The 18,495-nt window shown below is 63.0% G+C and carries 16 protein-coding genes; 11 read left to right on the forward strand and 5 right to left on the reverse strand.

Annotated elements, in window-relative coordinates; translation table 11 throughout:
- Together ASG03_RS22245 and ASG03_RS22250 are read left to right on the forward strand one after the other, a co-directional pair.
- Positions 1-389 (forward strand): hypothetical protein (locus ASG03_RS22245; protein ID WP_443216609.1); only part of this gene is annotated, 389 nt, incomplete at its 3' end.
- A gap of 47 nt (positions 390-436) precedes the next feature.
- Positions 437-1,735 (forward strand): hypothetical protein, encoded by a 1,299-nt coding sequence (locus tag ASG03_RS22250; protein WP_062693801.1) that lies wholly within the window; start codon positions 437-439, stop codon positions 1,733-1,735.
- Between the two features lie 167 nt (positions 1,736-1,902).
- Here ASG03_RS22250 and ASG03_RS12635 read toward each other — a convergent pair whose 3' ends face one another.
- Positions 1,903-2,916 carry a zinc-binding alcohol dehydrogenase family protein gene (locus ASG03_RS12635; RefSeq protein ID WP_062693802.1) on the reverse strand — a complete coding sequence of 338 codons (1,014 nt, stop codon included), beginning with the start codon at positions 2,914-2,916 and terminating at the stop codon, positions 1,903-1,905.
- A 121-nt stretch (positions 2,917-3,037) separates the two neighbouring features.
- On the opposite strand from ASG03_RS12635, the gene ASG03_RS12640 reads away from it, so the two are divergent.
- From ASG03_RS12640 to ASG03_RS12680, 9 genes are all read left to right on the forward strand, one after another.
- Positions 3,038-3,442, forward strand: a complete 405-nt coding sequence (locus tag ASG03_RS12640; protein WP_062693803.1) for a winged helix-turn-helix transcriptional regulator — start codon at positions 3,038-3,040, stop codon at positions 3,440-3,442.
- Between the two features lie 97 nt (positions 3,443-3,539).
- Positions 3,540-4,481: an MYG1 family protein gene (locus tag ASG03_RS12645; protein ID WP_062693804.1), complete on the forward strand. Its 942-nt coding sequence runs from the start codon at positions 3,540-3,542 to the stop codon at positions 4,479-4,481.
- 26 nt (positions 4,482-4,507) lie between these two features.
- Positions 4,508-4,990, forward strand: coding sequence for a transcription elongation factor GreA (greA, locus tag ASG03_RS12650; RefSeq protein ID WP_062693805.1), 483 nt, complete (start codon positions 4,508-4,510; stop codon positions 4,988-4,990).
- Positions 4,991-5,121: 131 nt separating this feature from the next.
- Positions 5,122-6,216: a LacI family DNA-binding transcriptional regulator gene (locus tag ASG03_RS12655; RefSeq protein WP_062693806.1), complete on the forward strand. Its 1,095-nt coding sequence runs from the start codon at positions 5,122-5,124 to the stop codon at positions 6,214-6,216.
- Between the two features lie 137 nt (positions 6,217-6,353).
- Entirely contained in the window at positions 6,354-7,622 is a 1,269-nt protein-coding gene (locus tag ASG03_RS12660) for an ABC transporter substrate-binding protein (RefSeq protein WP_062693807.1), read from the forward strand.
- A 156-nt stretch (positions 7,623-7,778) separates the two neighbouring features.
- Positions 7,779-8,690, forward strand: a complete 912-nt coding sequence (locus ASG03_RS12665; protein WP_062478962.1) for a carbohydrate ABC transporter permease — start codon at positions 7,779-7,781, stop codon at positions 8,688-8,690.
- Between the two features lie 32 nt (positions 8,691-8,722).
- Positions 8,723-9,541, forward strand: coding sequence for a carbohydrate ABC transporter permease (locus ASG03_RS12670; RefSeq protein ID WP_062479258.1), 819 nt, complete (start codon positions 8,723-8,725; stop codon positions 9,539-9,541).
- A gap of 10 nt (positions 9,542-9,551) precedes the next feature.
- Positions 9,552-11,798 (forward strand): glycoside hydrolase family 2 protein, encoded by a 2,247-nt coding sequence (locus ASG03_RS12675; protein ID WP_062693875.1) that lies wholly within the window; start codon positions 9,552-9,554, stop codon positions 11,796-11,798.
- Positions 11,799-11,806: 8 nt separating this feature from the next.
- Positions 11,807-12,889, forward strand: a complete 1,083-nt coding sequence (locus ASG03_RS12680) for an ABC transporter ATP-binding protein (protein ID WP_062693808.1) — start codon at positions 11,807-11,809, stop codon at positions 12,887-12,889.
- A 295-nt stretch (positions 12,890-13,184) separates the two neighbouring features.
- On the opposite strand, the gene ASG03_RS12685 is transcribed toward ASG03_RS12680, so the two are convergent.
- The 4 genes from ASG03_RS12685 to ASG03_RS12700 are packed head-to-tail and all read right to left on the reverse strand — an operon-like array spanning position 13,185 to position 18,423.
- Entirely contained in the window at positions 13,185-14,555 is a 1,371-nt protein-coding gene (locus ASG03_RS12685) for an alpha-glucosidase/alpha-galactosidase (RefSeq protein WP_062693809.1), read from the reverse strand.
- A gap of 16 nt (positions 14,556-14,571) precedes the next feature.
- Positions 14,572-16,242: an ABC transporter ATP-binding protein gene (locus ASG03_RS12690; protein ID WP_062693810.1), complete on the reverse strand. Its 1,671-nt coding sequence runs from the start codon at positions 16,240-16,242 to the stop codon at positions 14,572-14,574.
- A 13-nt stretch (positions 16,243-16,255) separates the two neighbouring features.
- Positions 16,256-17,413, reverse strand: coding sequence for an ABC transporter permease (locus ASG03_RS12695; RefSeq protein ID WP_062693811.1), 1,158 nt, complete (start codon positions 17,411-17,413; stop codon positions 16,256-16,258).
- Positions 17,410-18,423 carry an ABC transporter permease gene (locus tag ASG03_RS12700; protein ID WP_062478978.1) on the reverse strand — a complete coding sequence of 338 codons (1,014 nt, stop codon included), beginning with the start codon at positions 18,421-18,423 and terminating at the stop codon, positions 17,410-17,412. The genes ASG03_RS12695 and ASG03_RS12700 overlap by 4 nt, the downstream gene beginning before the upstream one ends.
- Between the last annotated feature and the right edge of the window lie 72 nt (positions 18,424-18,495).

Genomic DNA, 18,495 nt, shown 5'->3' on the forward strand with positions numbered 1-18,495 from the left:
GTGCTGACCTCCACCCAGCTCGGTGCCCTGACCACCGCGCAGACCGGCGCCCTGACCTCCAGCCAGATCAAGGTCCTGTCCACCGCCCAGATCGACGGCCTGTCCACCGCGCAGGTCGCCGTGCTCACCTCCGCACAGATCGGCGCCCTGACCACCGACGGCATCGCCTCCTTCTCCACCGATCAGGTGGCCGCTCTCAGCGCGGCCGGCGTCGCGGCCCTGTCGTCTGCCCAGGTCAGTGCCCTCAGCACCACCCAGCTCAACGCCTTCACCACAACCCAGCTGGCTGCCCTGTCCTCGGCCGCCGTCGCCGGCCTCGACACCGACGACGTCGCCACCATCTCGTCCGCCGAGATCTCCGCCATCAACGCCAAGACGCTGGCCGGCCTNCTCCACCGCAACCTTTGCCGCCCTCACGTCCACCCAGCTCGGTGGCTTGACGACCGCACAGACCGGATCGCTCGGCACGGCCCAGGTCAAGGCGCTGACCACCGCGCAGATCGACGGCCTGACCACCGCCCAGGTCGGGGCTCTCAGCTCCGCCCAGATCGGTGCGCTGACCACGGATGGCCTGGCTTCCTTCAGCACCGATCAGGTCGCAGCCCTCAGCGCCGCTGCTGTCGCGGCCCTGTCGTCTGCCCAGCTCGGCGCCCTGTCGTCGACACAGCTCGATGCCTTCAGCACCAAGCAGCTGGCGGCCCTGTCCACTGGCGCCGTCGCCGGCCTTTCCACCGAAGACATGGCGACGATCTCCTCGACCGAGATCTCGGCCCTCAGCGCCAAGACCCTCGCCAGCATCGCCACGGCCAACTTCGCGGCACTGACGTCCACCCAGCTTGGCGGACTGACGGCCACGCAGACCGGATCGCTCGGCACGGCCCAGATCAAGGCGCTCTCGACCGCGCAGATCGACGGCCTGACGACGGCACAGGTCGGGGCACTCACCTCGGCCCAGATCGGAGCCCTGACGACGGACGGCATCGCTTCGTTCTCCACCGACCAGGTGGCGGCGCTGAGCACGGCGGCGATCGCTGCGCTCTCCTCCGCACAGGTCGGCGCCCTGTCCTCGACGCAGATCGACGCCTTCAGCACGGCTCAGCTGGCGGCACTCTCCAGCAGCGGCATTGCCGGGCTCGAGACGGGAGACATGGTGACGATCAGCTCGACGGAGATCACGGCTCTGCGCGGCAGCTCCCTTGCGGGTCTGTCGACGGCGAACTTCGCAGCCCTGACGTCCACCCAGCTCGGCAGCCTGACGACCGGCCAGGCCGCGTCGCTCTCGACGGCCCAGATCAAGGTGCTTTCGACCGCACAGATCGACGGCCTGTCGACGGCCCAGATCGGTGCGCTCACCTCGGCGCAGGTCGGGGCGCTGTCTTCCGATAACCTCATCTCGCTCTCGACCGACCAGGTCGCGGCCCTGAGCACAGCAGCCGTTGCCGCCCTCTCGACCACACAGCTGGATGCGATGTCGTCGGACCAGATCGGCGCTCTCACGGCGACCCAGGTCGCAGCTCTCGGTTCGGCAGCCATTGCCGCACTGTCCTCGCAGGACCTCCTGACCTTCTCGACCGCCGACATCGCTGCCATCAGCGCCAAGGCAATCGCAGGGCTCTCGACGTCGGATATCACCAACCTGACCACCGCCCAGCAGGTCGCTTTCACGACCGCGCAGATCCAGGCGATGAACACCGACCAGACAAACGCGATCGTTCGCGCTTACCAGTCGATCTAGAACTGACAGCGCCATCCGGGACAGCCCGGATGGCGGTGCAGACCAACAAACGTTTCGCCGGTTGACGCTCCCGCGTCCGCCGGCGAAACGCGTTCTGGGCCTTGGAGAGAGACCCCATGTGCTCCGCACAGCCGGCCGACCTCCGCGACCAGCTGCGGCGGTCGGGGTCAGAAACCTTCGAGCACGATCTTCCCGCGCGCCCTGCCGCTTTCAATGACGGCATGGGCTTTTCTGAGATTGCCGGCATTGATGGGACGGAGCACGTCGGTGACCGTCGTCCGCAGTTTGCCGGCATCGATCAGCGCGGCGACCTCGTTCAAAAGCTTGCCCTGTTGATCCATGTCGGCCGTCTCGAAGATCGAGCGCGTGAACATCAGCTCCCAGTGGATCGAAACCGCCTTGCGTTTGAAGCTGACGACATCGAGACGATCTGGGTCATCAATCAGGCCGAAACGGCCCTGCGGCGCGATCAGCTCGACGATCTCGCCGAGGTGGCGGTGCGTTTCAGTCGTCGAAAAGACGAAAGCTGGCGCGCCGAGCCCCAATGCGGATATCTGATCCGCCAGCGGTCGGGAATGATCCACAACATGGTGCGCGCCGAGTTCGCTGACCCAGGCTCGTGTCTCCGCGCGGGAGGCCGTGGCGATGACCGTGAGATCGGTGAGGGCACGGACAAGCTGAATGGCAATCGATCCGACGCCGCCGGCCCCGCCGATGATGAGAATTGCCGGCGCAGCGCCGGGCACAGGCTTGCGGACATCAAGGCGATCGAACAGCATCTCCCAGGCCGTGATGGCTGTCAGGGGCAGGGCCGCCGCCTCTGCGTTGGACATCGAGATCGGTTTCCGGCCGACCAGACGTTCGTCCACGAGATGATACTCGCTGTTTGCGCCCGGCCGCAGCAGGGAGCCTGCATAGTAGACCGCATCGCCCGGCCTGAACGCGGTGACGGCAGAGCCGACCTCGGCCACGCGGCCTACGGCATCCCAGCCGAGGACCTTGGGGGAACCGGCCTCGGGCGCCACGGACCTGCGGATTTTCGTATCCACCGGATTGACCGAGATCGCGTCGACGGCGACCAGGAGATCGCGCGGGCCGGGCGCGGGCCTCTGAAGATCGAGATCGACGAGCGCGTCGTCGCGCTCGATCGCGCCGGCCTCGGTATAGGCAACTGCTTTCATGTTGGAAATCCTCTTTGTCTCGCGACCAGCTCGCCTGGTTGCGTCCGACTGCATATGGGCATACATTCCCGAAATTGGCATACGCACAATCGTAGCCCATAGTGTCGAAAAGGATACCGTAATGGCAAAAGCTCGGCACTCTCGGTTCGACTGCAGTCCTGGTTGTTCGGTCGAGGCAGCGATCGGGCTGATCGATGGCAAGTGGAAGTCGGTGATCCTTTTTCACCTTCTGTCCGGCACGCTGCGTTTCAACGAGATCCGCCGCGCGATCCCCGCCGTGACGCAGCGGATGTTGACCCATCAGCTGCGGGAACTGGAGGAGGACGGTCTGATCTCGCGCAAGGTCTACGCTCAGGTTCCGCCAAAGGTGGAGTACAGTCTGTCGCCGCTCGGCCGCTCGATGGAGCCGGTGATGCTCGCGCTGAAACAATGGGGGGATGCGCATCTCGGCCTTTACGGGAAGCCGAAACCGGCGGCCGTCACAGATGCGACGCCTCCAGGCATCGGCGAGAGTACCGTCGCGTGAGGACACATCATCCGAAACGTGTTGAGGTCAGGCGGCGGAGGGGCTATCTCATGACCGGCGCACAGGCGCACTTCTCCCGAAAAGCAAGGCATCCGGAATGAACCCCACTTTTCTCGTGACGCACTCCGGTGGCTTCCATGCCGACGAGCTTCTGTCGAGCGTTATCCTGACGCGACTGTATCCCGACGCGAAGATCGTGCGCAGCCGTGCGCCGGACTGGATCGCAGCGGGTGCCGATCGCATCGTCTACGACGTGGGCGGCGCGTATGACGCGGAAACACGCATCTTCGACCATCACCAGCGTGGGGCGCCGCTGCGCGACGATGGCCAGCCCTACAGTTCCTTCGGTCTGATCTGGCGCCATTTTGGGCGGGATTATCTTCGTGCCACCGGTCTTCCCGACCAGCACATCGAGGTCGTTCATACGTCGTTCGACAGCAGTTTCGTTCTGCCGGTCGATCTGGTCGACAACGGTGCGCTCAGCCCTTCGACGGCGGGTATTCTCGCCGGACTGACACTTCCGGCACTGCTCGAAACGCTGAAACCGGTCTTCGACGACGCGGATCCGGAGGCGGAAACGCAGAGCTTCCATCGCGCCCTCGCCATCGCCCGTCATTTCGTCGAGGCGGGTATCGGGAAGGCCGCAGCCAAGCTTCGGGCCGAAGCTCTGGTGCTGGATGCGATCGCATCGGCGGGTCAGGGGCGCATTCTGGAGCTTCCGTTCGGGATGCCATTCCGATCGGCGGTGGTGAAGGCCGGGGCCGATCATCTGCTTTTCGTCGTCCATCCCCGCGACAAGGACTGGTGCGTGACCGGGATCCGTCGGGCGGACGAGGGGTTCGACCTTCGCGCCGACCTTCCGGCGGCATGGGGAGGCCTGGTCAATGCCGAGCTCGAAGCGGCCAGCGGGGTCGCAGGTGCGAGCTTCTGCCACAAGGGCCGCTTCATCGCTGCGGCGCGCACGCGCGAAGCCGCCCTTGCTCTCGCCGATATCGCCGTTCTCGAAGCGCAGGCCGAACAGGCGCGCGCCGTCGCCTGAAGGCGGTCGCGTCGGAAAGAGAAGCCATGAGTGTCGCCTTTACCAAGGAAGAAAGCTTCGAGACGGCGTCGGAAACGCTGATCCCCGACCGGCCGATCTCCCCGCATCCCAATCTCGTCACACAGGCAGGGTTTGCGGCGCTGGAGGCGGACCTGGAAGCGGCGCGAACAGACTACGCGGCGGCAAACCTGATCGAGGACGTCAATGAAAAGCGTCGCCAGGCGGCCGCGCCGCTGCGCGACCTCCGATACCTGTCGGCGCGAATTCGATCGGCACAGATCATGCCCGAACCTGCTTCTGCAGACATCGTTGCGTTCGGCAGCACGGTTACGTTTGTCCGCGATGACGGCCGCGTTCAAACCTACCGGATCGTCGGGGAAGACGAGGCGGACCCAAAGGCCGGAACGATCTCCCACGTCTCGCCTGTCGCGGTCGCTCTAATGGGCAAGCCACTGGGGGATGTCGTCTCGGTTGCGGGCCAGGAGCTGGAAATCGTCGGGCTTGGCTGATCGTGCTGGAACCAACGAAAAAATGTCATCGCCGCCGGGTTGTATAGTAAATATTTACTGACAGCCCGTCGGCAATCGGGCAGGTTGCGTTTTTTCTGCACCCTCCTCTCCGTATCGAGCGTCAGCATCTCATGGTCACGATCAAGGAAATTGCGAAAGCCGTCGGCGTGTCCTCGGCGACCGTTTCGCGGGTCCTGAACTACGATCCCGCCCTTTCCATCTCCGCTGCCAAGCGCCAGGCCGTCATCGAGACGGCGGAAGCGCTGAATTACGCAACGCCCCGCAATCGCGCCCGCCAGAACGAGGCGTTGCAGCAGGATGCGGTTCCCAACGGTTCCGGCCCGCAGGGAAGCACGGAGCCGACGCTTCTTCCGCGGCTCGCCATCGTGCATTTCCTGGAGCCGTCGGACGAGGTGGCCGATCCCTATTATGTCGGCGTGCGCCTCGGCATCGAGAACCGTTGTCGCGAGCTGAAAACGGATATCGTCAAGGTTTTCCATTCCGACAGCATGCCGGATCCGGCCCTGCTGGCGGATGTCGCCGGCGTCATCGTCATCGGCAAGCACTCGGACAACGAGATCGCGTGGCTGGATGAACACTGCCGCCACATTGTGTTTGCCGACTTCGTGCCGCCGTCCGACCGCTTCGATTGCGTCCATAGCGATCTCGTCGCGGCCACCCACAAGATTCTCGATACGCTCGACAATCTCCATTACGAGCGCATTGCGTTCATCGGAAGCTACGAGCATCTGAACGGAGAAACGCAGCGGTTCGGAGAACGGCGCTGCAAGGCCTATATCGACTGGCAGAAGGGGAGGGGCACGTTCGATGCGGATCTGCTGGTGCTGGGGGAAAGCTGCGATTCCGGGCAGAACCTGCGGCTGGAAACCGGTTACGAGCTTGCCCGCCAGCTCCTGTCGCGCCGGCCGCTCCCCGACATCATCGTGACCGCCAACGACAACATGGCGATCGGCACCTATCGCGCAGCGCGCGAGGCCGATCTGTCGATTCCCGATGATGTGGCGATCGTGTCCTTCAACGACATCCCCGTCGCCCAGTTCCTGACACCGCCGCTGTCGACGGTGAAGATCCACGGCGAGCACATTGGCGAGACCGCGGTGAACCTGCTGGTCGAGCGGCTGGGTGGCCGAGCCTATGCGAAAATGGTGACGATCCCGACCGAGACCGTCTGGCGTGGAAGCTGCCGCACGCCAGAGGCTTCGTGATCGCAGGTGCAGCAGGACGTTTTGCACCGCGATAAATATTTACTAAATTTCGGTTGCCCTGGGACAAAGTTTAGGAAATACTCCCTCCCAAGACAGGTGGAGCTGTCTCAATAACGGGGACTTCAGGGAGGAAGACCATGCATTTCCAGCGTATTTCCAAGACCTTCGCCGCCGTCGCTCTGGCGGGCTCGAGCCTTTTTGCCACCACAGCAGCCTTCGCCGGCGAAATCACCGTGTGGTGCTGGGATCCCAATTTCAATGTAGCGATCATGAAGGAGGCCGGCGCGCGCTACACCGCGAAGCATCCGGAGACCACCTTCAATATCGTGGATTTCGCGAAGGCCGACGTCGAGCAGAAGCTGCAGACGGCGCTGACGTCCGGCACGACGGACGCGCTTCCCGATATCGTCCTGATCGAAGACTATGGCGCGCAGAAATATCTGCAGTCCTTCCCCGGTGCCTTCGCGCCGATGTCCGATACGGTCGATTACGCCGGCTTTGCGCCCTACAAGGTCAAGCTGATGACGGTCGAGGACAAGGTCTACGGGATGCCGTTCGACAGCGGCGTCACCGGCCTCTATTACCGCAAGGACTATCTGGAGCAGGCCGGCTTCAAGCCGTCGGATATGCAGGATATCACCTGGGATCGTCTCATCGAGATCGGCAAGGTCGTCGAGGAGAAGACGGGCAAGAAAATGCTCGGTCTCGACATCACCGATGCCGGGTTCACCCGCATTCTCATGCAGTCCGCCGGCCAGTGGTACTTCGACGCGGAAGGCAATCTGAGCATTGAGAACAACACCGCGTTGAAGGCGGCGCTCGAGACGCAGCAGAAGATCCTGAAGGCCAATATCTACAAGCCCGCCGCGGGCTGGACCGACTGGGTCGGCACCTTCACGTCCGGCGATGTCGCCACCGTGACGACCGGCGTCTGGATTACCGGCACGGTCAAGGCGCAGGCCGATCAGTCCGGCAAGTGGGGCGTGGCACCGCTGCCGAGCCTCGGCATCGAAGGCGCGACGCACGCCTCCAACCTCGGCGGTTCCAGCTGGTACGTGATCGAGAGCTCGGCCGAAAAGAAGGAAGCGATCGACTTTCTCAACGAGGTCTATGCCAAGGACGTGTCGTTCTACCAGGATATCCTGACGACGCGCGGCGCCGTTGGATCACTGATGGCGGCGCGCACAGGCGATGCCTACATGCTCGCGGATCCCTTCTTTGGCGGCGAGAAGGTCTGGCAGAACTTTTCGGATTGGCTGTCCAAGGTCCCTGCGGTCAACTACGGCATCTTCACCAACGAGGTCGACACCGCCGTGACGGCGCACCTGCCGTCGCTCGCGCAGGGCGCAGACATTCCGACGGTGCTGAAGGAAATCCAGTCGCAGGCCGAAGGGCAGATCCAGTAAGCGGTTCCTCCCAACCGCGCTGCGGTGTCGCGCCTCCCTCCGGGCGCGGCACCCTTTTCCGCCGTGGCACGAAGCCCGGGCGGCGAGGGCCGACACGCGTGACAGCGTAAGCGGTCCCGTGCGTCATCATCATCTCAACAGGTTCCGGTCGAAACCATGGCTCACGCGAAAACAAGTGGCGCGCGATCAGGCGGGCTGAAGCGCTATTACGACGTCAACGGCTGGCTCTTCATCGCACCGGCCATCGGCCTCATCGGCCTGTTCCTCATCTATCCGATCTTCCGCTCGCTCTACCTGTCGTTCTTTTCCGGCAAGGGCATGATGATGAAGTTCGCGGGCTTCGGCAACGTCGCGCGGCTCAGCAACGATCCGGTCTTCCTCAAGGCGCTGACAAACACGACGATCTTCTTCGTGGTGCAGGTGCCGATCATGATCGTGCTCGCGCTCATGCTGGCATCCCTTCTGAACACGGACCGCCTGAAATTCGCAGGCGTGTTTCGGACCGCCATCTTTCTGCCCTGCGTTGCCTCGCTCGTTGCCTACTCGATCCTGTTCAAGAGCATGTTCTCGATCGACGGCGTCATCAATCAGGCCCTGTTGGCCGTCGGCCTCATCGGCTCGCCGATCGGCTGGCTGACCGAGCCGTTCTGGGCGAAGGTCCTCGTCATTCTCGCCATCACCTGGCGGTGGACCGGCTACAACATGATCTTCTATCTCGCAGCACTGCAGAACATCGATCGGTCGATCTACGAGGCCGCCCGCATTGATGGCGTTCCGGCCTGGGCGCGTTTCGTGCACCTCACCATACCCATGCTGAAGCCGGTCATCCTGTTCACCACGATCATCTCGACGATCGGCACGATCCAGCTGTTCGATGAAGTCTACAACCTGACCGAAGGCAAGGGCGGACCGGCCGACGCGACGATCACGCTGTCGCTCTACATCTACAATCTCACCTTCCGCTACATGCCGAGCTTCGGCTACGCCGCCACGATCTCCTATGTGATCGTCGTCATGGTGGCGGTGCTGTCCTTCCTGCAGTTCTACGTCGCACGGGAGCGTTCATGACCGCCGTATCAGCCGACCACGCTGCCCCCGCCATGTCCCGGTCGAGCCGTTTCCTGCCGCGGGCCGCCACCTATGTCACCCTGTCCGTGGCGGCTTTCGTCTCCGTCTTTCCCTTCATCTGGATGGTGATTTCCTCGACAAACACGTCGATCGACATCATCAAGGGCAAGGCCACCTTCGGAAGCGCCTTCTCGAACAATGTCACGAATTTCTTCGCCCAGGTCGACGTGCCGCTGGTGTTCTGGAACTCGGCCAAGGTGGCGATCCTCGCAACGCTGCTGACGATCGCCGTATCCTCTCTGGCGGGTTACGGTTTCGAGATGTTCCGGTCGAAGATGCGCGACAGGATCTATTCGCTCGTGCTCCTGACCCTGATGGTCCCGTTCGCAGCCCTGATGATCCCGCTGTTCATGATGATGGGGAAGGCCGGGCTGATCAACACGCACCTGGCCATTCTCCTGCCGACGATCTCGTCCGCTTTCATCATCTTCTACTTTCGCCAGGCCACGAAGGCGTTTCCGACCGAGCTTCGGGACGCGGCAAAGGTGGACGGGCTCAAGGAGTGGCAGATCTTCCTCTACATCTACGTTCCCGTGATGCGATCCACCTATGCCGCCGCGTTCGTCATCGTCTTCATGATGAACTGGAACAACTACCTCTGGCCGCTCATCGTTCTGCAATCGAACGATACGAAGACGATCACCCTCGTGGTCTCGTCTCTGGCGTCGGCCTACTACCCCGATTTCGGCGTGGTCATGATCGGCACGATCCTTGCCACCCTGCCGACCCTTCTCGTCTTCTTCGTCATGCAGCGCCAGTTCGTGGCGGGCATGCTCGGTTCTGTGAAATAGGATGTCGATAATGCGCAGATATGAAAGCTTCAACGGCGACTGGATGTTCACCGAAGGTTTCGACCCGGCCAAGGCAGGCCAGATCCTTGTCGGCGAACGCATCCGCCTGCCGCACACCGCCGTAGAGCTGCCCTACAACTACTTCGACGAGACGTCCTATCAGAAGGCGTTCACCTATCAGAAGGTCATCGCGTGGGAGCCGGGCTTCGAGGGCCGGGAAGTCTCGCTCGTTTTCGACGGCGCCATGGCCGACAGCGAGGTCTTTCTCAACGGCGAGAAGATCGCCTTCCACCGCGATGGCTACACGCCGTTCGAGGCCCGACTGACCGCAGGGCTCAAGCCGGGCGACAACCTCGTGACGGTCAAGATCGACGGATCGGAAAACCCTGACATACCGCCCTTCGGCGGCATGATCGACTATCTCTGCTACGCCGGTATCTACCGCGATGTCTGGCTGAAGGTCGCAAGCGCCGTCTCCATCCGCAACATGAAGATCGAGACGCCTGAGGCGCTGTCGGCCAGCAGGGTCACGGTTCGGGTCGATCTTGCAAACCCGCAGGAGAAGCCGACCGCCGGCACGATCCGCGTTTCCATCGCCGACAAGGCCGGTGCGGTCGTCGGCAGGGGAACGGCCGACGTCGACGGCGACAGCACGACGATTGCGATCGACGGCCTGTCGGGTCTGTCCCTCTGGGACATCGACAATCCCGTGCTCTACACGCTGACGGCAGAACTCGAGACGGCCTCCGGCACCGACGCGCTGTCCGGCCGTTTCGGTTTTCGCACGGCGGAATTCACGCCGGCAGGCTTCCTTTTGAACGGCAAGCCGCTCAAGCTGCGGGGGCTCAACCGCCACCAGGCCTGGCCCTATTCCGGATACGCCATGGGGCGGCGCGCGCAGGAGAAGGATGCGGATATCCTCAAGTTCGACCTGCGCTGCAATATCGTGCGGACCTCGCATTACCCGCAGGCCAAAAGCTTCATCGACCGTTGCGACGACATCGGCCTTCTCGTGTTCGAGGAAATTCCGGGCTGGCAGCACATCGGCGGGGAGGCCTGGAAGAAGGAGTCCGTGGAGAACGTCCGCCGCATGATCGAACGCGACTGGAACCATCCGTCGATCATCATCTGGGGCGTGCGCATCAACGAGAGCCAGGACGATCACGATTTCTATGCCGAGACCAACCGCCTCGCGCGTGAACTCGACACGACGCGCCAGACGGGCGGCGTCCGCTTCATCACCAATTCCGAGTTGCTCGAAGACGTCTACACGATGAACGACTTCATTCTCGGCCAGGAAGAGATGCCCGGCAACAACCGCGGCCGCGTTGTCCTGCGCGATCGGATCGAGACGACGGGCATCACAAGGCCGATCCCCTACATGATCACCGAGTATAACGGCCACATGTACCCGACCAAGCGCTTCGACCAGGAGCAGCGCCAGGCCGAGCACGTCACGCGTCACCTGCTGATCCTCGATGCGGTCGCCGGTCGCGACGATATTTCGGGCTCCACCGGCTGGTGCATGTTCGACTACAACACCCACAAGGACTTCGGATCCGGCGACCGCGTCTGCTACCACGGCGTGCTCGACACGTTCCGCGAACCGAAACTTGCAGCCTATGCCTATGCATCGCAGGGCGACCCGACCGGCGGCGTGGTCTTGCAGCCGGTGACGTACTGGGCGCGCGGAGAGCGCAACATCGGCGGTGTTCTCCCGCTGATCATTCTCACCAACTGCGACTATCTGGAGATCACGTTCGGCGACTTCGCACCGAAACGCGTCGAGCCGGATCGCGAAACCTATCCGCACCTTGCGCACCCGCCCGTCATTCTCGACATGCGCAATGTCACGCCCTCCGAATTCGGCACCTGGGGCCGCATCTGGCGCGACGGTGTCATCACCGGCTATGTCAACGGCAAGGCCGTCAAGACGGTCGTGCTGCCGGCCGATCCGCTTCCCACGACGCTGGAGATCGCACCGGACGACACGCAACTGCGCGCCGGAGAAAAGGATGCCGTTCGCGTCATCGTCCGCGTGCTCGATCAAGGCGGCAACATCCTGCCCTTCTTCGAAGAGCCGATCCGCTTTGCCGTGGATGGCCCCGGCCGCATCATCGGACCGTCTCTGCAGAGCTTCAAGGGTGGGGTGACGGGCTTCTGGCTCGAGGCTGGCGATGTCGCCGGCACCATCACGCTGACGGCGGAATGCGGCCTGTTCGCAGCCCAGTCCGTCACCTTTACCGTCAGCGCATAGGAGCTGGTATGGCCGACGTCATTCTCAAGGATATCCGCAAGACCTTCGGCGTGCTCGACGTCATCAAGGGCGTCGATCTCGACATCAAGTCCGGGGAGTTCGTCGTCTTTGTCGGCCCGTCCGGATGCGGCAAATCCACCCTGCTGCGCATGATTGCCGGGCTGGAGGACATTTCGTCGGGCATGCTGGAAATCGGCGAGCAGGTGATGAACGATGTCGATCCCTCCAAGCGCGGGATCGCCATGGTGTTCCAGTCCTATGCGCTCTATCCGCATATGACGGTGCGCGAGAACATGGGATTTGCGCTGCGCTTCGCCGGTCAGGACAAGGCCGAGATCGCGCGCCGCGTGGATGCGGCGGCGAAGATCCTCGAGCTCGGGCCGCTGATGGACCGCAAGCCCAAGGCACTCTCCGGCGGGCAACGCCAGCGCGTCGCCATCGGCCGCGCCATCGTGCGCGAACCGGATGTCTTCCTCTTCGACGAACCCCTGTCGAACCTCGATGCGGAGCTTCGGGTGCACATGCGGGTGGAAATCGCCCGCCTGCACAAGGAACTGAACGCGACCATCATCTATGTGACGCACGATCAGGTGGAAGCCATGACGCTGGCCGACAAGATCGTCGTCCTCCGGGCGGGCATCGTGGAGCAGGTCGGCGCGCCGCTCGATCTCTACGATGACCCCGCCAATCTCTTCGTCGCCGGCTTCATCGGCTCGCCGCGCATGAACGTCTTTGCCGGCCGGGTCCTCGGGGCCAGCGGAGCCGCCGCTCTCGTTTCGCTCGATGGCTTCGCCGACAAGGAAATAGCCGTGCCGCTGCAGGGGCAGGTGCCGCCTGCTGGCACGCCGATCCGTCTGGGTATCCGGCCGGAACACTTCACCGATGCGGGGGAGGACAGCCTGTCGATCACCATCGACATGTTCGAGCATCTGGGCGGCGAGACCTTCGCCTATGGTCGTTCGACGTCGGGCGAAACCATCGTCGTGACCACGCGCAACGGTCGCAGCCTCTCCACCGGCCACGTGCTGAAGGCGGGCTTCGACCCGACGCGGGCCCTGCTTTTTGCAGAAAACGGCAAGCGTATCCGCTAAGGCATGTCGCCCGAAAGTGCACAGCGGTTTCGGGAAACGACATGCGTCAAAACAAGACCTTGAAGGGCGTTGCGTGAATCGTTTTTCCAGTAACGCGCTTTAGGCTCCACAAGGTTCGAACGAAGACGCGCCGGGCCCTTGCGGGTTCCGGCGCGTCTTGCTTTGGAGGACCGGTCGCGTTGTCGAAGGGGTCACTCGAGCGACGGACCGGATGGCGTGGCGCCATCCGGTCCGTCGGCGCGGCGACGGCGATCGCCGTCTCGACCCGGGAGGGGAGGTCGCGCGCTCCGCGACGTCAGGCGGCGCGGACCTTCTTTTCGATGCGGGCCCACTGCGGAATCCAATCGTCATGGGCAATCAGCAGATCGTCCACCAGAGACCAGATCTGGTCAAGGTCGAGTTCCGCGGCCGTATGCGGATCCATCATGGCTGCGTGATAGAGGTGCTCGCGGTTCTCCGTCATCAGCGCCTGAACGGTCAATTCCTGGACATTGATGTTGGTGCGCATCAGCGCGGTCAACTGCGGCGGCAGGGCGCCGACGAACGTCGGCTGGATGCCGTTTTCGTCCACGAGGCAGGGCACCTCGGCCGCACAATTGTCCGGCAGCGAGGTGATGCAGCCATTGTTGCGCTGGTTGCCGTAGATCACCGACGGTTCACCGGTCCAGACGGAGTTGACGATCGAGGACGCGTATTCCTTGGACTTTTTCACCTCGATCTTGTCCGCCGACATATAGGCGGCTGCCTGCCCCTTCCAGCGCTCGATCTGTTCGACGCACCGCTTGGGATATTCGTCGAGCGGGATGCCGAACTTCTCGATCAGGTCCTCGCGGCCCTCCTTGATGAAGTACGGTGTATATTCGGCGAAGTGCTCCGAGCTTTCCGTGACGAAATAGCCCAGTCGCGTCAGCATCTCGTAGCGAACCTTGTTCGGGCAGCGCGGATTCCAGGTCGGCTTCGGGGCGCGGCCTTCGCGATAGCCGCGCAAGAGGTCTGGGTAGAGATCCTTGTACGAACCATCGGGCTGGCGGTGCTCGAACTTGAGGTAGAAGGCCATGTGATTGATGCCGGCAGACTTGTAGCGGATCTCCTCGTAAGGGATGTCCAGATCCTCGGCGAGTTCCATGGCAGTGCCCTGCACCGAATGGCAGAGGCCGACCTGCCGGATCTTCGGGTACTTCTCAGCGATCGCCCAGGTGTTGATGGCCATCGGATTGACGTATTGCAGCAGGATCGCCTCGGGGCAGACCTGCATCATGTCCTCGCAGATCGACCAGAGGTGGGGAACGGTGCGCAGGCCGCGCATGATTCCTCCGACGCCGAGCGTGTCGGCGATGGTCTGGCGAAGGCCGTATTTCTTCGGCACTTCGAAATCGGTCACCGTGCAGGGCTCGAAGCCGCCAATCTGGAAGGCGACCACGACGAAGTTGGCGCCGTCGAGCGCACGCTTCTGGCTGGAATGCATCTCGATGGTGGCCTTCGCGCCAAGCGACGAGACCAGCTTGCGAACGATGACCTCGCTTTCCTGAAGGCGTTCGGCATTGATATCCATCAGCGCGATCTTCGCCCCTGACAGGGCCGGACGCTGCAGGATGTCGCCGATGATGTTCTTCATGAACGTGGTCGATCCCGCGCCGATGAAGGTGATCTTGGGTTGTCTGGTCATGGGGGCCTCTTTCTGCTCAGGCTGCAACATTGAAGGCGGCTCGCACGAGCCGCTCGGTGTATTCGGTCTTGGGGTTGGACAGGACGTCGGCGACCGGGCCTTCCTCGACGATCTTTCCGCGCTGCATCACCGCCACACGGTGGCAGAGCGCGCGGACGACCTTCAGGTCATGCGAGATGAACAGATAGGAAAGACCGCGCTCTTCCTGCAGCTTGCGCAGCAAGTCGATGATCTGGGCCTGCACGGAGAGATCGAGGGCCGAGGTCGGCTCGTCGAGAAGAATGAATTCCGGCTCCAGCGCGATGGCACGGGCAATGGCAATGCGCTGGCGCTGGCCGCCGGAGAACTCGTGCGGGAAGCGCCCGAGAATGTTGCCCGGCATGCCCGCGCTTGCCAGAGCCGCATAGATCCGTCCCAGACGCTCGTCGCGCGTTGCGCCGAGCCGGTTGACGATGAGGCCCTCCTCGATGATCTGCCCGACGGACATGCGCGGGTTGAGCGAGGAGAAGGGGTCCTGGAAGACGATCTGCATGCGGGCGCGCAGCGGCCGCATCTCGCTGCGGCCGTAGGACTGGATCGCCTCGCCATCGAACGTGATCTCGCCGCTCTCGGCATTCAGGAGCCGGATGAGCGCCTGGCCGAAGGTCGTCTTGCCCGAGCCGCTTTCCCCGACGATGCCAAGGGTCTCGCCACGTTTCAGCGAGAGGCTGAGATTGTTGACCGCAAGGAGTTCGCTGAACTGCGGCTTGAAGAACCCGCCGGATTTCAGGGTGAAGGCAACGCGGACGTTACGGCCTTCCAGGATGACGGGCGCCGTCTGCGCGATGGGCGCGACCGTGCCTTTCGGCTCGGATCCGAGAAGCTTGGCCGTATAGGGGTGGCGCGGACCGGCAAAGAGCGCTTCGGTCGTGTTGTGCTCGCGGACCTCGCCCGAACTCATGACGTAGACATAGTCGGAGAACTGCCGGACGACGGTGAGGTCATGGGTGATGAGGATCACCGCCATGTTCATCTCGCGCTGAAGCGAGCGGATGAGATTAAGAATCTGCGCCTGCACCGTCACGTCGAGTGCCGTCGTCGGTTCGTCGGCAATCAGCACATCAGGCTTGTTGGAGAGCGCCATGGCAATCATGACGCGCTGGCGCTGGCCGCCCGACAGCTGGTGCGGATACTGGTTGAGCCGCGCCTCGGGCTCGGGAATCTGGACCTGGCGCAAAAGCGCGAGTGCTTCCGCCATGGCGGCCTTCCGGCTCATCCGGCGGTGCACGAGGATGGCTTCGGCAATCTGCGCACCGATCGTATAGACAGGATTGAGCGAACTCATCGGCTCCTGAAAGATCATCGAGATCCGGTCGCCGCGCAACTTTCGCCGGCGGTTGTCGGAGAATTTCAGAACGTCCTCGCCCTTGTAGGCGATGGTCGAGCGCGGGCTCGTCACCGCGCGTTTGGAGAGCAAGCCCATGATGGTGCGGGCTGTGACGGACTTGCCGGACCCGCTCTCCCCGACGATGGCGATCGTCTCGCCGCGGTAGAGCTGGAAGGACACGTCCTTCACGGCGCTGACCATGCCGTGCTCCACCTTGAAATCGACCGCGACATTGCGGGCGTCGATGATCGGCGCGTCCGCGTGCGCCGCGCGATCCAGACGCTCGGCAGGCGCCGTGACGGTGATATCCGATGTCGTCATGGTCACGCTCCTCTCAATAGGGATCTATGGCGTCGCGCAGGCCGTCGCCGAGTGCATTGAAGGCGAAGACGGTGATCAGGACGATGCCGACGGGCGACAGGATCCAGGGGTAGGATCCGATGACGGAGTAGTTCGAGGTGTCCTGCAGCATCAGCCCCCAGGAGATCAGCGGCGGTTTCACCGCGAAACCGAGAAAGCCCAGGAACGATTCGAGCAGAACCACGCTCGGGATGGCGAGCGTCACCGCGACGATGACGTGGCTCATGACGTTCGGGAATATGTGCTGGAGGATGATGCGTCGATCGCTCGCCCCGACGGCGATGGCGGCCCGGACATAATCGATCCGGGCGAGCGCCAGCGTCTTACCGCGCACCTCGCGCGACATCTGCGCCCAGCCGAGCGCCGACATGACAGCGACCACAAAGACGATGAACACATGCGTCGGCGCGGTGACCGGGATGAGGGATGTGAGCGCGAGGTAAAGCGGAAGCTGCGGGAAGGCCAGAACGAGCTCCACGAAGCGCTGCGTCCAGGCATCGAACCGACCCCCGAAATAGCCCGAGACCATGCCGACCGTCGTGCCCACCACGGTGACGATGAAGACGACCGTCAGGGCGATGGAAAGCGAGATCCGCGCGCCGTAGAGCATGCGGGACAGAACATCCCGGCCGAACTTGTCCGTGCCGAGAAAATGAATCGGCGAACCGTCCTGCGTCCCCACGAGATGACGATCGAGCGGAATGATGCCGAGAAGCTTGTAGGGAGCGCCCTTTACGAAGAGACCGATGATCTGCGGATTGTCGTAGTCGGGACCGATGATCGGCTGGAACGTGACGGGGTCGAGCGCATCCGTCTCGCGCACAGGATAGGCACGCGGCGGGAAGACGAAATTTCCGTCCCTGTCGGTGAAGCTCGGCAACTGCGGCGGAGAGAACCCGATATTGGTCGCCTTGGGATCCACCGGAGCCAGGAAGTCCGCGAAAACAGCGGAAAACAGCAGAAGGCAGACGAGGTAGAGGCCGAGCATGCCCGTCCAGGATTTCTTTAGTCGCCGCCACACGAGCGACATGTAGCTTTCGTTGCGATGCACGTCGGCAGGCCGCGCCTCGACGGCGTGGTGCTCGGCCTCGGCGGTCGCAACCGGCAGGGCCGCCTGGGTTTCGAAGCTCATGCTGTGGCTCCTCCCATCTGGCGAACGCGCGGATCAAGGGCAGCCAGCAGCAGGTCGGCGATGATGTTGCCGACGATCAACGTGGCCGAGAGGACGAGCATGAAGGTCGCGGTGACGTAGACGTCGCCCACCGCCATCGACCCCACGATCGCAGGACCGACGGTCGGCAGCGCGAAGATGATGGCCGTCTCGATCTCGCCGGTTAGCATATAGGGGAGAACGACACCCTGATACATGACCAGCGGATGCAGCGCGTTCGGCACGGCGTGCCGCAGGATGACCTTGCGCTCCGAAAGACCCTTGGCGCGCGCGGTCTCGACATATTGCGCGTTTAGCGTATCGAGCAGATTGCCGCGCATGACGCGCATGTTGTAGGCGAGGCCGCCGAACGTCGCGATGGCGATGACCGGCCAGACGTGTTTCAGAAGATCGACGAATTTGTCGAACGACCACGGCGCGCCGCCGTATCGAGCCGACTGGAACGAGCCGATCTCGCTGACATTGAAGTGAAACACCATGATGTAAACGATGATCAGCGCCATGAGAAAGCGCGGTACGGTCATGCCGAGAAAGGAAATGCCGGAAAGCAGCGTATCCACCCAGGTATATTGCCGCGTGGCCGCGAGGATGCCAAAGGTGATTCCGATCACGGAAGCGAGGATGTGGCAGACGAGTGCCAACGCCAGCGTGCGGGGCAGGCGTTCGCCGACCACATCGGACACCGGCTTGTTGTAGAACAGGCTGTGGCCGAAATCGCCGCGGGTGACGATGCCTGTGATCCAGTTCACATATTGAAGGGGCAAGGGTTTATCGAGCCCGTTCGCGATCTTGTACGCCTGTGCCTGGGCGTCGGCTTCCTCGAACGAGGCGCCTCCCTGGTTGATCGCCTGCGAGCGAATGTAATCGCTGTAATCGCCGGGCGGAGCCTGGATGATGGCAAAGGTGACGACGCTCAGCACGAAGAGCACCGGCAGCGCGGAGGCGATCCGCACAAGCAAAAACCTGAGCATGTCGTATCCTTAAGGAGAACCGACGCCGGACGCGACGCTGCCATGCGCCCTGGCGATCATGTTTTGTCTGCC

The organism is Rhizobium sp. Leaf341 (assembly GCF_001424325.1).
In the GTDB taxonomy this organism is placed as follows: Bacteria; Pseudomonadota; Alphaproteobacteria; order Rhizobiales; family Rhizobiaceae; genus Ferranicluibacter.